The sequence below is a fragment of the Micromonospora sp. NBC_00858 genome, assembly GCF_045207365.1.
Taxonomy (GTDB): domain Bacteria; phylum Actinomycetota; class Actinomycetes; order Mycobacteriales; family Micromonosporaceae; genus Micromonospora.
Genome location: NZ_CP108828.1, coordinates 2423073 through 2437637, shown reverse-complemented (window position 1 = coordinate 2437637; position 14565 = coordinate 2423073). Strand labels below are relative to the sequence as shown.

Sequence of the window (14565 nt, the reverse complement as noted above, 5' to 3'; positions counted from 1 at the left end):
TCGTCGCCGTCAGGCGTTTTTCCCGGTAGGTTGCTCGCCGTGGAGGAGATCGACCGCGCCATCGTCGCGGCACTGACCGATGACGGCCGGCTGTCGTACACCGACCTGGCCGAGAAGGTGGGTCTGTCGGTGTCCGCCGTGCACCAGCGGGTGCGCCGGCTGGAGCAGCGCGGGGTGATCAAGGGGTACGCCGCCCGGGTCTCCTTCGAGGCGCTGGACCTGCCGCTGACTGCGTTCGTGGCGATCCGGCCGTTCGACCCGTCGCAGCCGGACGACGCGCCCGAGCGACTGGCTCACCTGCCCGAGATCGACTCCTGCTACTCGGTGGCGGGGGAGGACTTCTACATGCTGCTGGTGCGGGTGGCCAGCCCGACCGACCTGGAGCGGGTGCTCCAGGAGATCCGCACCTCGGCGAACGTGACCACCCGGACCACGGTCGTGCTGTCCACCCCGTACGAGAACCGGCCGCCGAAGATCAGTGCCGGGGCACCGAGTCGGTCGCGGTCCCGGGTGCCGGAGGAGCCGGCTGGTTCCACCGCAGGATGACACGCCGCCCGTGCTCGTGACCGAGCGCGCTGACCGTGGCGGTGTCCAGCCGCAGCAGGCCGCCAGCGGACGGGGGCAGGCCGATCCAGCGGGCGCCGAGCACCCGCAGGCTGTGCGCGTGGCCGACCAGCGCCACGGTGCCCCGGTCGAGCAGCGGGGTGACTCGGGCCAGCACCCGGTCCAGCCGGGCGCCCACCTGCGCGGGTGACTCCCCACCGGGGCAGCCGTCGGTCCAGATGTTCCAGTGCGGGTGGTCCTCGTGGATGTCGACGGTGGTGCGTCCCTCGTACTCGCCGTAGTTCCACTCGCTGAGGTTCTCGTCGACGGCGTCGACGGTGAGCCCGGCCAGCTGCGCGGTGCGCAGCGCCCGGGAGCGGGGGCTGGCCAGCACGGTCACGAACCGCCGGCCGGCCAGGAACGCGGCGAGGGTGCGGGCCTGCCGCTCGCCGTCGGGGGTCAGCTCCAGATCGGTGTACGAGGTGTGCCGCCGGGTGGCGCTCCAGGTGGTCTCGCCGTGCCGGATCAGCAGGAGCTCTCCCATGCGGCCAGTTAACCACCGCTGGCGGGGCAGCACCCGGTGGCCACCGATGCCGCGTCCCCATCCGCTCAGGCTTGGTCAAAAACCCTACCTATCTTCCTAGGATGCCTTACGGGGTGTGCCGACCGGCACCACCGGTTTCAGCACCGGCAGAGCGGGCAAGCGAGCCGGAACAAGTCGCCAGACGGAGGAGGCGCGATGAGCTTCACCGAGAAGGCACGTAACAAGGTCGAGCAGGTGGCCGGTGCCGCGAAGGAGCGGATCGGCGATGTGACAGACAACGAGCGGATGCGTGGCGAGGGCGCCAGCCAGCAGAGTGACGCGCGCGCCAAGCAGGCCGGTCAGAACGTCAAGGAGGCGGGCAGCAACGTGAAGGACGCCTTCAAGAAGTGACCTGAACGGGTCCGCGGGTCCCCGGGCGCAGCATCGTCCGGGGACCCGTCGTGTGCCGCGGCTAGGGCCGCGGGGTGACCGTGCTCCGGTCTCTGGTGTTGTTCGCGCTGGCGGAGATCGGCGTCGCCGTCATCATGTAGGCCCCGGCGGCGGGGACAGTGAGCGGCCTTCGCGTCTGGGATGATCACCGTCGTGATCCGACCTCGGCTGCGCCCGCTGCTCGGCGTACTGGTCGCGGCGGCCGTTGTCGGCACCGCGGCATCCGCGATCGCGCTGTCCACGGCACCAGGGCCGTCCACATCGACCGTCGGCGGAGCGTTCGTCCAACCCACCGCCTCGGCAGCGCCGTCGGTCAGCGCCACTGGGCAGGAGCGCCGACCGGCTGCCACCGTCCCTGGAGCGACGCGGGTGGGGACCCGTCCGCCGGTGGTGGATCACGGACCCCGCAGCGGCAACCGGGTGGCGCTGACGTTCGACGCGGACATGACCGACGCGATGCTGCAGAACCTGCGTACCGGGCGGGTGAAGTCCTATGCCAACCTGCGCATCCTCGACCTGCTGGAGCGGGAGCAGGTTCCGGCCACCTTCTTCCTGACCGGCAAGTGGGTGGAGCGGTATCCGGACCTCACCCGGCGGATCGCCGACAACCCGCGCTTCGAACTGGCCAACCACACCTACGGGCACGCGGCGTACACCGGCAACTGCTACGACCTGCCTCGCGTGCCCCCGAAGGGCATGACCGGCGACGCGGCGAAGACCTTCGAGGTGATCGAACCGTACGGAGGTCGGCAGACCCGGTACTTCCGCTTTCCGGGGCTCTGCCACGACGCGGCGGCGCTGGCGGCACTCGCACCGCTCGGCGTGACGGTGGTCGACGGGGACGTGGTCAGTGGGGATCCCTTCGCCACCGCCTGGGAGCCGATCGTGCGGGCGGTGCTGGACAACGTACGCCCCGGATCGGTCGTGATCATGCATGTGACCGAGGCGAACGCCCGGATGACCGACGAGGCGCTGCCGCGCATCCTGGCCGGGCTGCGTGAGCGGGGCCTGGTCCCGGCGGCGCTGTCCGAGGTGTTGGCAGCCGGCTGACCGGCCCGGCACCGGTCACCAGCACCGCAACGGGTGACGCCCCCGGGAAGGTGATCCCGGGGGCGTCGCGCGGGTGGTCAGTCGTCGCGGTGGTCGGCCCACCACTGCTGCCCGCCGTCGGGCAGCGTGTCGATCGGGTCGTAGTAGGCGTAGCGCTTGTTGAGCGCCTCCAGGTCGGCGGACTCGATGGAGGTGCGGTAGTTCTTCGTCCAGTAGGAGATACCGCGGTCGCGGTCGTAGTCGGTGAGCATGTGCACCCAGCGCTTGCCGACGAATGGGACGTCGCAGACGATCCGCGGGGTGGCGTAGCCGGGCAGGTAGCCCATGATGTCGTGCTGGAGCTGCTGGGCGTGCCAGACCGGGACGCGCCAGTGCTCGGCGTTGGGGATCATGTCGCACATGTAGAAGTAGTACGGCAGGATCCCGGCCTCGCCCTGGAGCGCGAAGCAGAGGTCGAGCAGCTCGGGGGTGGTGGCGTTGACGCCGCGCATGAGCACGCCCTGGTTGCGGACGTCGCGGACGCCGACGTCGAGGGCGGTCTGGGCGGCGCGGGCGACCAGCGGGGTGAGCGACTGGGCGTGGTTGACGTGGGTGTGGATGGCGAGGTTGACGCCGCGCCGCGCGGCGGTGCGGGCGACGCGTTCGAGGCCCTCGACCACGTCGGGCTGCAGCCAGTGCTGGGGCAGGCCCATCAGGGCCTTGGTGGCGAGCCGGATGTCGCGGACCGTGTCCAGTTCGAGCAGGCGCATGAGGTACGACTCGAGGTTGCGCCAGGGCACGTTGGCCACGTCGCCGCCGGAGACGACGACGTCACGGACGCCGGGGTGGGCCTTGAGGTAGCTGATGTGGGCGTCGTAGCGCTCGACGGGCTTGAGGGTGAGCTTGAGCTTGTCGACGGTGGGTGTGGAGTTGCCGACCAGGTCCATGCGGGTGCAGTGCCCGCAGTACTGGGGGCAGGTGGAGAGCAGCTCGGCGAGGACCTTGGTGGGGTAGCGGTGGGTGAGCCCTTCGGCGACCCACATGTCGTGCTCGTGCAGGGAGTCGCGGCTGGCGTAGGGGTGTGACGGCCAGTCGGTGCGTCGGTCGGAGGCGACCGGGATCATGTAGCGCCGGATGGGGTCGGCGAGCAGCGCCTCGGTCGTGAGGGGCGCGAACGGCACCATCGTGTTGATCATCTGGGGTGGCACCAGCATCGACATGGTGGCCAGGGCCTTCTGGTCGGCCTCGAGGTCGGCGTAGAAGCTCTCGTCGATGAGGTCACCGAAGACGGTGCGGAGCTGCTTGATGTTCTTGACGCAGTTGACGCGCTGCCACTGTGCGGATTCCCACTGGTCGCGGGTGACGTGGCGCCAGCCCGGGAAGCGGGTCCAGTCGGGTTCGACCAGGGGGCGGCGGTGGTATTCGTATGGCTGCCCGGCGGTCGGAACGGCGACCGGGGCGTGACGGGGTTGAGGGATGGTCTCAACCGGTTGGGTCTGGGTCACGGCCCCTCCTCGGTGCTGCGGCTGATCACGAAACCCGAAGGCTACTGGAAAATATTCGGTGAAGAAATTAGTCTGCCGTAAGTTTTCCCGTTACGCGAGCCTTGACCGGGGCTTCGGACGGCTGAGCAGGGGAGGTGGACGTGACGTCACCGGTGGGACTGCACCGCGTCGTGGAACCGGCGGGGGTGCTGCCGCAGGCGGCCTGGCGGTTGGACACGTCCGCCGTGATCGCACCGAACGAGGTGCGGATCCGGGTACAGCGGCTGAACCTCGACGCGGCGAGCTTCCGGCAGTTGTCGGAGAAGCACGGCGGTGACGGTGACGCGGTCCGCGCCGAGGTGTTGGAGATCATCTCCACCCGGGGGAAGATGCAGAACCCGGTGACCGGTTCCGGCGGGATGCTGATCGGCGTCGTCGAGGAGGCCGGCCGGCGCTCCCCGCTCGGACTCAAGCCCGGGGAGCGGGTCGCCACCCTGGTGTCGCTGACGCTGACCCCGCTGGTGGTGACCGACGGGCTGGCGCGCTGGGACGGGCGCAGCGAGCAGGTGCCCTGCGACGGGTGGGCGATTCTGTTCGCCCGCTCCATCGCCGCGGTGCTGCCCGACGACGAGGACCCGCAGCTGTCCCTGGCGGTGCTGGACGTGTGCGGGGCGCCCGCGCTGACGGCACGGGTGGTGTCGCGCTACGTCGAGGATCGTCGCCGGACCGGTGACCCGACGCCGGTGCGTGTCGCGGTGATCGGCGGGGCGGGCAAGAGCGGCTCCCTGTCGCTTGCCGCGGCGCGGCGGGCGGGTGCCGCGCGTACCGTCGGGGTGGTGCCGGTGGCGGCGGAGCGCGACGCGCTGACGGCCGCCGGCCTGGCCTCGGCGGTGGCGTTGGCCGACGCCCGGGATCCGGTGGCCCTGTCCACGGCGGTGACCACCGCCCTGGGCAGCCCGGCGGACGTCACCGTGGTCTGCGTGGATGTGCCGGGCTGCGAGCACGGAGCGGTCCTGGCCACCGCCGACGGCGGCACGGTGATCTTCTTCTCGATGGCGACGAGCTTCTCCGCGGCGGCGTTGGGCGCCGAGGGGCTGGCGGCGGACGTGACGATGCTGGTGGGTAACGGGTACGTGCCGGGGCACGCGGAGCTGGCGTTGGGGCTGCTGCGCGCCGAGCCGGGGGTGCGTCAGCTGTTCGCGGCACGGGTCGCGGCAGACTGAGGTCATGACGAACCCCTCGACCTTGTACCGCGGCGGCGTGCTGCACTGTCCCGCCGACCCGAGCGCGACCGCGCTGTTGGTCTCCGGTGGGCGGATCGCCTGGCTGGGGACCGACGGTGACGCGCCGCCGGCCGACCGGGTGGTGGACCTGGGCGGTGCGCTGGTGACGCCGGCGTTCGTCGACGCGCACGTGCACGCCACCGACACCGGGTTGGCGCTGTCCGGGCTGGAGTTGTCCGGGGTGCGTTCGGCGGCGCAGTTGCTCGACGCGGTTGCCGCGTTCGCGGCCGGTCTGCCGGTGGACGCGGTGGTCCTGGGGCATGGCTGGGACGAGTCGGGCTGGCCGGATCCGGCACTGCCGGACGCGGCGGCGCTGGATCGGGCGGCCGGTGGTCGGCGGGTGTACCTGTCGCAGGCGTCGATCCATTCGGCGTTGGTGTCGACGGCGCTGCTGGCGGCGTGTCCGCAGGCGGCGGCCGAGGCCGGGTACGACGCGTCGGGGTGGTTGCGTCGTGATGCGCATCACGTGGTGCGGGCGGCGGCGCAGGGTTCGGTGAGCCGGGCGCAGCGTGTCGCCGCGCAACGGGTGGCGCTCGCGCACGCGGCGTCGCTGGGTATCGCGGCGGTGCACGAGTGCGGTGGCCCGGAGATCTCCGACGAGGAGGACTTCACCGGTCTGCTGGGCATCTCCGGCGCCGGGTTGCCGGAGGTGTACGGGTACTGGGGTGAGCTGGGTGGCGCGGCGCGGGCCCGGGAGTTGGGTGCGGTGGGCGCTGGCGGTGACCTGTTCGCCGATGGGGCGTTGGGTTCGCGTACGGCGCACGTGTCGCAGCCGTACGGCGACGGCGACGGGTGCGGGCACGGGTACCTCTCGGCCGAGCAGGTGCGGGATCACCTGTTGGACTGCGCGGCGCACGGCATGCAGGGTGGGTTCCACGCGATTGGTGACGCGGCGATCGGCACGGTGCTGGAGGGCTTCGCGGCGGCGGCGCGGACGCTGGGAGTGGAGCGGTTGCGCGCCGCCCGGCACCGCATCGAGCATGCGGAGATCATGAACAAGCGGATGATCGCCCAGTTCGTGGAGTACGGGGTCGTGGCGAGCATGCAGCCGGCGTTCGACCGGCTGTGGGGTGGCGCGGGCCGGATGTACGAGTCGCGGTTGGGTCTGGACCGGTCGTTGGAGTCCAACCCGATGGGCTCGATGCACGGGGTGGGCGTGGCGTTGGCGTTCGGTTCGGATTCGCCGGTGACGCCGCTGGATCCGTGGGGGTCGGTGCGGGCGGCGGCGGCGCATCACAACCCGGCGCAGCGGATGGGCGTGCGGGCGGCGTTCGCCGCGCACACCCGTGGCGGGTGGCGGGCGGTGCACCTGGACGTCGAGGGTGTGTTGGCGTTGGGTGCGCCGGCGACGTTCGCGGTGTGGTCGACGCCGGCCGGGGTGGAGCGGGGCCTGCCGGTGTTGTTGGCCGAGGACCCGGAGTTGCGGGGTCCGGAGGACCCGACGCCGCTGCCGGTGTGCCGGAGCCTGGTGCTGCGCGGTGAGGTCATCTATCAGGAAGGGTCGTCGTGAGCGAGCAGAGCGAGCGAACCGGTAAGGACAGCAGCGGGGTGCTCGCGCCGCGAAGCGGTGGCGTGAGCGGGCGGATGATCGATGTGGCGGGGGCGACGGCGTGACCGGAAAGCTTGATCTTGATCCGGTGCTGGTGGCGCGGGCGCGGGAGTTGGCGCGCCGGGCCGGGCAGCCGGTGGTGGACCTGGCGCGCAGCCACACCACGGTGTCGGTGGAGCGGGCGGTGCTGCGGTTGGCCGGGGTGAGCGGCGCGGACCCGGACGGCATCCCGTGGGTGAACCGGCTCGTCGACGCGGTCGTCGCGGACGTGGGGCTGGGTCACGGGGTGGCGGTGCCGGTGTTCGACGCGCTGGCCCGCGAGGGCATCTCGGATGTGACGCTGCTGGCGCAGAAGGCGGCGGCCGGGTCGGTGCGTTTCGGCCTGCCCACCGGTCGGGCGGCCACGGCGGCCCGGTCGGCGGCGCGTCGGTCGGTCGGCGCGGGTATCCGGCGCATCGACCGGCGGCGCGCGGAACGGGACCGCCTCATCAAGCGGCACGGGGACCCGAAGCAGCGGCCGTGGATCTACCTGATCGTGGCGACCGGCGACATCTACGAGGACATCCCGCAGGCGCAGGCGGCGGCGCGGGCGGGCGCGGACGTGATCGCGGTGATCCGCTCCACCGGGCAGTCGCTGCTGGACTACGTGCCGGAGGGCGCGACCCGGGAGGGGTTCGCCGGTACGTACGCCACCCAGGAGAACTTCCGCCTGATGCGGGCGGCGTTGGACGAGTCGTCGAAGGAGTTGGGCCGCTACGTGCGGTTGACCAACTACGCCTCCGGGCTGTGCATGCCGGAGATGGCGACCCTCGCCGGGTTGGAACGGCTCGACATGATGTTGAACGACTCGATGTACGGGATCCTGTTCCGCGACATCAACCCGATCCGCACCTTCGTCGACCAGCGGTTCTCCCGGCAGGTCCACGCCCGCGCCGGGATCATCATCAACACCGGTGAGGACAACTACCTGACCACCGCCGACGCGGTCGACGAGGCGCACACGGTGACGGTGTCGCAGCTGCTCAACGAGTTCTTCGCCCACGAGGCGGGCTTGGCGGACTGGCAGTTGGGGCTGGGGCACGCGTTCGAGATCAACCCGGAGGTGCCGGAGTCGTTCCGGTTGGAGTTGGCGCACGCGCTGCTGGCCCGGGAGCTGTTCCCGGACGCGCCGCTGAAGTGGATGCCGCCAACGAAGCACATGACCGGCGACGTGTTCCGGGGCAACCTGCTCGACGGGTTCTTCAACCTGGCGGGCGCGATGACCGGGCAGGGCATCCTGCTGGTGGGGATGATGACCGAGGCGGTGGTGACGCCGTGGTTGTCCGACCGGGACATCGCCCTGCAGAACGTGCGGTACGTGCTGGGCGCGGCCGGTGGGTTGCACGAGGACTTCGTGCCGGCGCCGGGCGGGTTCATCCGGCGGCGCGCCAACCAGGTTCTCGGTGAGGCGCTGGACCTGCTGGAGCGCATCGGGGAGCAGACGCTGCTCACCGCGATCGCCGAGGGGACCTTCGGGATCATGAAGAGGCCGGCGGACCGTGGCAAGGGCCTCGCCGGGGTCGCCGCGCACGAGGCGGACTACTGCAACCCGGCCACCGAGATCCTGGAAGGGGATGCGGCATGAGCGCCACCGACGCCGCGAAGAAGATCGTGCGGCCGTACGGGGACACCACCGGCGACGGGATGGTGCAGGTGTCGTTCACCCTGCCGGTGTCACATGACAAGCGGGCCGAGGGCGCGGCGGTGCAGTTGGCCAATCGGATGGGTATCGACCCGGCGATGGTGGTGCACGCCAAGCCGATGGGTGACGGGTTCACGTTCTTCGTCGTCTACGGGCGGGTGAACCACCTGGTTGACCTGAACGCGGTGCAGGTGGTGGAACGGGACTTCGCGCTGCTGTCGGCCAAGGACGTCAACACGGTGATCAAGCAGCGGCTGCGGCGCAAGCTGTCCGTGGTCGGGGCGTGCATCGGCACCGACGCGCACACCGTGGGCATCGACGCGATCCTCAACGTGAAGGGCATCGCGGGGGAGAAGGGCCTGGAGTACTACCGGGAGCTGAAGGTCACCAACCTGGGTGCGCAGGTCAGCGTGCCGGAGTTGGTGGAGGCCGCCCGGGTGGAGAAGGCCGACGCGGTGCTGGTGTCGCAGGTGGTCACCCAACGCGACGCGCACCTGCACAACACCCGGGAGATGTCGGCGGCGTTCCGGGAGGCGATGCCGGCCGGGCGGCGGCCGCTGCTGATCGTCGGCGGTCCCCGGTTCGACGAGACGATGACCGACGAGTTGGGCGTGGACCGGATCTTCGGTCGGGGCACCACGCCCGGCGAGGTGGCCAGCTATCTGGTGCACGCCCTGATCACGCAGCGGAAGGCGATGGTATGACCGACTCCAGGCTCGGGTTGACGGTGACGCACCGGCGGTACGTGCCGTACTCGCACGCCCACTACGCCGGCAACCTCGTCGACGGGGCGTACGCGTTGGCGTTGTTCGGGGACGTGGCGACCGAGGTGTGCATCCGTACCGACGGCGACGAGGGCCTGTTCGCCGGCTACTCCGATGTGCGGTTCACGGCGCCCATCCGCGCCGGTGACGTGGTGGAGGTGACCGCACAGGTGTCCCGGGTGGGCACCCGCAGCCGCACCCTGAAGCTGAGCTGCGCGGTGGTGTGCCGGGGCCGCCCGGACCGCTCCGAGTCCGCCGCCGAGGTCCTGGACCCGCCGGTCGTGGCGGTCACCGCGACCGGCACCGTGGTCGTTCCCGCCGCGTCGTGACACTGGCGGTCTGCGCGGACGTCGGCTCCACGTACACCAAGGCGGCCGTGGTGGACCTGGCCGCCGGTGTGCTGGTGGGCGCGGCGGCGGCGCCGACCACGGTGGGCACCGACGTGCTGCACGGCCTGGACGCCGCGGCCGCGGCCGCCACCGCCGGGCTGGGCGGGCGGGACCTGCCCTGGTACGTCTGCTCGTCGGCCGGCGGTGGGCTGCGGCTGGCCGTGATCGGCTACGAGCCGCTGGTCACCGCGCAGGCGGGCCGGCGGGTCGGGTTGTCCGCCGGCGCGCACGTGGTGCACGTGGCGGCCGGCCGCCTCGGTGCGGCGGACCTGGCGGCGCTGCGGGCGGCCCGGCCGGATGTGGTGCTGCTCGTGGGTGGCACCGACGGCGGTGACGCCGAGACGATCACCCACAACGCGACCCGGCTGGCCCGGGCCCGCTGGCGGGTGCCGGTGGTGCTCGCCGGTAACGGCGAGGTACGCGCCGAGCTGACCGCGCTGCTGGAGTCCGCCGGTGTGCCGGTGACGGCCGCGGACAACGTGTTGCCCCGCATCGGGGTGCTCGCCCCGGCGCCGGCGCGCGCGGCGATCCGCGCGGTGTTCCTGCGGCACGTCATCGGCGGCAAGCGGTTGTCGCGGGGCACCCGGTTCGCCCGGCTGGTGCGCGCGGCCACCCCGGACGCGGTGCTCACCGGTGTGGAGGTGCTCGCCGACACCATCGGCGGGGACCTGGCCGTGGTCGACGTGGGTGGGGCCACCACCGACGTGTACTCGGTGCTCACCCCGGACGAGCGGGCCACCGGGCCGGGCCGGGAGGTCGCCGGCAGCCTGTGGCGGGCCCGGACCGTGGAGGGGGACCTGGGCATGCGGTGGAGCGCCCCTGGGGTGGTCCGCGCCGCGGCGGAGGAACGGTTGCTGGCCCCCGGTGAGCAGGACGCTCTGACGGCGGCCGCGGTACGACGTGCCGCCGACCCGGCGTTCCTGGCCGCCGACGAGCCCGAGCGGGCCGTGGACCGGCGCATCGCCACCCTCGCGGCGACGGTGGCGCTGCGCCGGCACGCCCGGGGTGCCGCCACCGGGGAACGGGCCGGACGGGACCTGCGCGACGTGCGGCTGATGGTGGGTTCCGGTGGGGTGCTGCGGCACGCCCCGGCGGGCACGGCGGAGCAGGTCCTGGCGAGCGTCCTCGGCGACCACGCCGGGGGGTGGGCGCTGCCGCGCGCCGCGCGTGCGGTGGTGGACGTCGACTATGTGCTGGCCGCCGGTGGGCTGCTCGCCGAGGAGCACCGGGCGGCGGCGGGAGCGCTGCTGCGCCACCATCTGGCCACGCATTGAGACTCGCCGACCCGACACGCCGTGTCGCAACACACGACAGGCCGGGGGCGGGTTGACAGGGGGCGGGGTGTAACACGTACCGTCTTTGAGTCCTACCACGGGAAGCGGCTGTTGTTCGCTTCGTCCCTTCGTCCGCTGGCCGAGCGACATTTTTCAGCGTCATCGTCGCGGCGGCCAGGTCCAGCGGGCGGGGGTCGGCGGGGCGGCGCGAACCGGTCGCGGTTACCGGTGTACGGGCAGGGTGAGGTGCACGGCCAGTAGACAACGGCCCGGCGGGGGCAGCCAGTCCGCGTCCGGTCGGTCCGAAGGTCGGCGTGCCTCGTTCTCGCCGCACCGGCCGGGGAGGGCCTGGGAGCATCGGGGCGCGGCGCGAGCCGCGCCCCGATTTCATGTCCGCCGGGTGGTTCGTCCCCGGCGGCCCGATGCGGTCGACGCGCCCGCCGGCCAGGTAGCCTTCGCCCCGTGATCGAGGTGAAGCTGCGGTGACGACCCTGGACCGGGATGAGGCCCACGCCCCGGCGGTGCCGGCTGCGCCGGTCGTCGCCGGCCGGCCACTGCCGCTGAAGGTCGCCGCGCCGATGGCGCTGGCCGCCGGTCTGGCCCTGCTGGTGGCGTTCCCGCCGTACGGGGTGTGGCCGCTCGCGCCGGTCGGGGTGGCGTTGCTGGCCGCCGCGGCGCACCGGCGACGGTTGCGCGCTGGCGCCGGCCTGGGTTTCCTCACCGGGCTGGCGCTCTTCGGGCCGCTGCTGGCCTGGACGAACCTGCACACCGGTTACCTGCCGTGGGTGCTGCTGTCGCTGTTGCAGGCCGGCTATCTGGCGCTGCTCGGCATGGCCACGGCCTGGGTGTCGCCGCTGGCCGACCGCACCCGGTGGGCGTGGCCGGCGCTGACCGGGCTGCTCTGGGTGGGGCAGGAGGCGCTGCGCGACCGGACCCCGTTCGGTGGGTTCCCGTGGGGGCGGCTCGCGTTCAGCCAGGACTCGTCCCCGCTGCTGCGCCTGGCCGCGTTGGGTGGCGCGCCGCTGGTCACCTTCGCGGTGGCCCTCGTCGGCGGGCTGCTGGTCACCGGCGCCTGGCGTGGTTGGACCGCCGTCCGGGCAGCACCGGGGGACGCCGCTCCGGCGCGCCGGTGGCTGCCGGTGGCCGTACCGGCCGCCGCCGCGGTGGCGCTGAGCGCGGTGGGCCTGCTGGTGCCGGTCGCCGCCGTGGGCGACGGCGCCCCGGTCACCGTGGCGATCGTGCAGGGCAACGTGCCGCGCCTCGGGCTGGACTTCAACGCCCAGCGGCAGGCGGTGCTGAACAACCACGTCGACGCCACCGTGGAGTTGGCCGCGCGGGTCGCCTCCGGTGAGCAGCGCCAACCCGATCTGGTGGTGTGGCCGGAGAACTCCAGTGACATCGACCCGCTGCGCAACCCCGCCGCCGGGGACCGGATCTCCCAGGCCGCCGACGCCATCCGCGCGCCGATCCTGGTCGGCGCGGTGCTGCTCGGCCCCGGCCCCGGCGAGGTCCGCAACGCCGGTGTCCTGTGGCAGCCGGGCACCGGCCCGGACCTGACCCAGGTGTACGCCAAGCGGCACCCCGTGCCGTTCGCCGAGTACGTGCCGCTGCGCAACGTGGCCCGCATGGTCAGCGACAAGGTCGACCTGATCCGGTCGGACTTCGTGGCCGGGAGCACCCCGGGCGTGGTACGCGCCGGCTCGACGGTCCTCGGCGACGTCATCTGCTTCGAGGTCGCCTACGACGAGGTGGTCCGCGACACCGTCACCGGCGGCGCGCAACTGCTCGTGGTGCAGACCAACAACGCGACGTTCAACGTGGCCGAGGCCCGCCAGCAGTTGGCCATGGTGCGGCTGCGGGCGGTGGAGCACGGCCGGCCGGCGTTGATGGCCTCCACGGTCGGAGTGTCCGGGTTCGTGGCCCCCGACGGGCGGGTAAGCGACGCCACCGGGTTCAACACCCGGGAGGTCGTGGTGCGGCAGCTACGGCTCGACGGCGGAACCACCCTCGCCACCCGGCTCGGCTGGTGGCCGGAGGTGGCGCTCGCCGGGCTGGCCGCGGCCGCCCTGGTCGGCGCGGCGGTGCTGCGTCGGCGGCAGCGGGTCATGCCCGGATAGCAGCAGCCGGTACGCCGGCGGGAGCGGAGGAACCGTGATCCAGGCGACCGATACGGTCCGGCGTTCGGATGAGGTGCCCGGCGTGGGCCGGGTGCTGGTGGTGATCCCCACCTACAACGAGGCCGACAACGTCGCCGCGATCGTGGGCCGGGTCCGCCGGGCCGCCCCGGCGGTGCAGATCCTGATCGCCGACGACAACAGCCCCGACGGCACCGGCGCGATCGCCGACGCCCTGGCCGACGCCGACCCGCAGGTGCGGGTGCTGCACCGGGAGGGCAAGCAGGGCCTCGGGGCGGCGTACCTGGCCGGGTTCGGCTGGGCCCGTGAGCGCGGCTACCACGCCGTGGTGGAGATGGACGCCGACGGCTCGCACGCCCCGGAGGACCTGCCGGCGCTGCTGGAGGCCGCCCGCGACGCCGACGTGGTGATCGGGTCGCGGTGGACCAGCGGCGCGCAGGTGGTGAACTGGCCGCTGCGGCGGCTGCTGCTGTCGCGCTGCGGCAACCTGTACGCGCGCCTCGCGCTGGGCATGCCGGTGTCGGACGCCACCGGCGGCTACCGGGTGTACCGGCTCAGCGCGTTGGACGCCATCGACCTGGCATCGGTCTGCTCCCAGGGCTACTCGTTCCAGGTGGAATTGTCCCGGCTGGCGCACCAGGCCGGGGTACGGATCGTGGAGGTGCCGATCACCTTCGCCGAACGGGAACGCGGGGACAGCAAGATGAGCCCGCGGATCGTGGCGGAGGCGCTGTGGCGGATCACCACCTGGGGGGTGCAGGACCGGCGGCAGGCGGTGCGTCGGGGCCTGCACGGCACCCCCACCGGTCAGGTGCGGTGGCCGTGAGCGCGGCCGTGTCATGCTGGAAGGGCGGTACTTGTCCGTGTGCCGCGGGATGGCGATGAGGTGAGATGCGCCGAGGACTGAGGTTCGTACCGTTGGCCCTGTTGCTGGCGGTGGTGCTGGAGCTTGCGGTGTTCGTCCTGGTGGGGCGGGCGTTGGGGTTCGGCGTGGCGGTGCTGCTGGTGTTCGGGGCCTCGCTGCTCGGGCTGGTGCTGCTGCGCCGCGAGGGCATGCGCGCCTGGCGTGGATTCCGCTCCGCGACGCAGGCGGGACAGCCACCGGGCCGGCAGGTGACCGACGGGCTGGTCGGGTTGGCCGGCGCGCTGCTGTTGGCGGTGCCCGGTCTGGTCAGCGGCGTGGTCGGCCTGCTGCTGCTGGTGCCGCCGCTGCGGCGGTTGGCCCGCGCCGGGATGCAACGCACCACCGAGCGCCGGGTGTCGTCGATGGTCGCCGGTGACCTGTTCGGCCCGCGCACGGTGCGGGTGCGCCAGGGTGCGCCGCGACCGACGCCCCGTCCGGAACCGGAGCAGCCGGTGGTGGTCGATGGCGGCCGGGCCATCGAGGGCGAGATCGTCGAGCCTGGCCGTAACTGACCGGTAGAGACACGACGGCGCCCCCGGGGGAAACCCCGGGGGCGC

Annotated in this window: 14 protein-coding genes; 12 read left to right on the top strand and 2 right to left on the bottom strand. The window is 72.7% G+C overall.

Going from position 1 to position 14565, the window contains the following annotated elements; all coding sequences use genetic code 11:
* The first annotated feature begins 39 nt into the window (after positions 1 to 39).
* Entirely contained in the window at positions 40 to 546 is a 507-nt protein-coding gene (locus tag OG990_RS11485) for an Lrp/AsnC family transcriptional regulator (RefSeq protein ID WP_328416790.1), read from the top strand.
* Here the strand turns inward: OG990_RS11485 and OG990_RS11480 are convergent.
* Complete coding sequence (locus OG990_RS11480; RefSeq protein ID WP_328416788.1) at positions 476 to 1087, bottom strand: histidine phosphatase family protein; 612 nt, start codon at positions 1085 to 1087, stop codon at positions 476 to 478. The genes OG990_RS11485 and OG990_RS11480 overlap by 71 nt on opposite strands.
* Before the next feature lie 195 nt (positions 1088 to 1282).
* Between OG990_RS11480 and OG990_RS11475 the strand changes: the two genes are divergently transcribed.
* Both OG990_RS11475 and OG990_RS11470 read left to right on the top strand, forming a co-directional pair.
* Positions 1283 to 1477: a CsbD family protein gene (locus OG990_RS11475; protein ID WP_328416786.1), complete on the top strand. Its 195-nt coding sequence runs from the start codon at positions 1283 to 1285 to the stop codon at positions 1475 to 1477.
* 192 nt (positions 1478 to 1669) lie between these two features.
* Positions 1670 to 2566 carry a polysaccharide deacetylase family protein gene (locus OG990_RS11470; protein ID WP_406080338.1) on the top strand — a complete coding sequence of 299 codons (897 nt, stop codon included), beginning with the start codon at positions 1670 to 1672 and terminating at the stop codon, positions 2564 to 2566.
* Positions 2567 to 2643: 77 nt separating this feature from the next.
* On the opposite strand, the gene OG990_RS11465 is transcribed toward OG990_RS11470, so the two are convergent.
* The gene (locus OG990_RS11465) at positions 2644 to 4050 is read right to left on the bottom strand and encodes a KamA family radical SAM protein (protein ID WP_406080337.1); all 1407 of its coding nucleotides are present in this window, start codon (positions 4048 to 4050) and stop codon (positions 2644 to 2646) included.
* A gap of 152 nt (positions 4051 to 4202) precedes the next feature.
* On the opposite strand from OG990_RS11465, the gene OG990_RS11460 reads away from it, so the two are divergent.
* The 9 genes from OG990_RS11460 (at position 4203) to OG990_RS11420 (ending at position 14520) form a co-directional block, all read left to right on the top strand.
* Positions 4203 to 5252: a zinc-binding alcohol dehydrogenase gene (locus OG990_RS11460; protein WP_328426635.1), complete on the top strand. Its 1050-nt coding sequence runs from the start codon at positions 4203 to 4205 to the stop codon at positions 5250 to 5252.
* Between the two features lie 4 nt (positions 5253 to 5256).
* The gene (locus OG990_RS11455) at positions 5257 to 6822 is read left to right on the top strand and encodes an amidohydrolase (RefSeq protein WP_386991307.1); all 1566 of its coding nucleotides are present in this window, start codon (positions 5257 to 5259) and stop codon (positions 6820 to 6822) included.
* Between the two features lie 100 nt (positions 6823 to 6922).
* Positions 6923 to 8485, top strand: coding sequence for a lysine 5,6-aminomutase subunit alpha (locus OG990_RS11450; RefSeq protein ID WP_386991309.1), 1563 nt, complete (start codon positions 6923 to 6925; stop codon positions 8483 to 8485).
* Complete coding sequence (locus OG990_RS11445) at positions 8482 to 9246, top strand: OAM dimerization domain-containing protein (protein WP_355604665.1); 765 nt, start codon at positions 8482 to 8484, stop codon at positions 9244 to 9246. The genes OG990_RS11450 and OG990_RS11445 overlap by 4 nt, the downstream gene beginning before the upstream one ends.
* The gene (locus tag OG990_RS11440; RefSeq protein ID WP_406080336.1) at positions 9243 to 9635 is read left to right on the top strand and encodes a hotdog domain-containing protein; all 393 of its coding nucleotides are present in this window, start codon (positions 9243 to 9245) and stop codon (positions 9633 to 9635) included. Before OG990_RS11445 ends, OG990_RS11440 begins: the two co-directional genes overlap by 4 nt.
* Positions 9632 to 10969, top strand: a complete 1338-nt coding sequence (locus OG990_RS11435) for a glutamate mutase L (RefSeq protein ID WP_406080335.1) — start codon at positions 9632 to 9634, stop codon at positions 10967 to 10969. Before OG990_RS11440 ends, OG990_RS11435 begins: the two co-directional genes overlap by 4 nt.
* Positions 10970 to 11451: 482 nt before the next feature.
* A complete protein-coding gene (lnt, locus tag OG990_RS11430; protein WP_406080333.1) occupies positions 11452 to 13086 on the top strand; it encodes an apolipoprotein N-acyltransferase in 1635 nt (544 codons plus the stop codon).
* A gap of 34 nt (positions 13087 to 13120) precedes the next feature.
* On the top strand, positions 13121 to 13930 hold the full coding sequence (locus tag OG990_RS11425) for a polyprenol monophosphomannose synthase (RefSeq protein ID WP_355604659.1): 810 nt from the start codon (positions 13121 to 13123) through the stop codon (positions 13928 to 13930).
* Between the two features lie 65 nt (positions 13931 to 13995).
* Complete coding sequence (locus OG990_RS11420) at positions 13996 to 14520, top strand: FxsA family protein (protein WP_328416771.1); 525 nt, start codon at positions 13996 to 13998, stop codon at positions 14518 to 14520.
* Positions 14521 to 14565 lie beyond the last annotated feature (45 nt).

Excerpts from the sequence above, each read along its gene's own strand:
- OG990_RS11420 (WP_328416771.1), top strand. The coding sequence starts at position 13,996 with ATGCGCCGAGGACTGAGGTTCGTACCGTTGGCCCTGTTGCTGGCGGTG.
- OG990_RS11475 (WP_328416786.1), top strand. The coding sequence starts at position 1,283 with ATGAGCTTCACCGAGAAGGCACGTAACAAGGTCGAGCAGGTGGCCGGT.
- OG990_RS11480 (WP_328416788.1), bottom strand. The coding sequence starts at position 1,087 with ATGGGAGAGCTCCTGCTGATCCGGCACGGCGAGACCACCTGGAGCGCC.
- OG990_RS11455 (WP_386991307.1), top strand. The coding sequence starts at position 5,257 with ATGACGAACCCCTCGACCTTGTACCGCGGCGGCGTGCTGCACTGTCCC.
- OG990_RS11440 (WP_406080336.1), top strand. The coding sequence starts at position 9,243 with ATGACCGACTCCAGGCTCGGGTTGACGGTGACGCACCGGCGGTACGTG.
- OG990_RS11445 (WP_355604665.1), top strand. The coding sequence starts at position 8,482 with ATGAGCGCCACCGACGCCGCGAAGAAGATCGTGCGGCCGTACGGGGAC.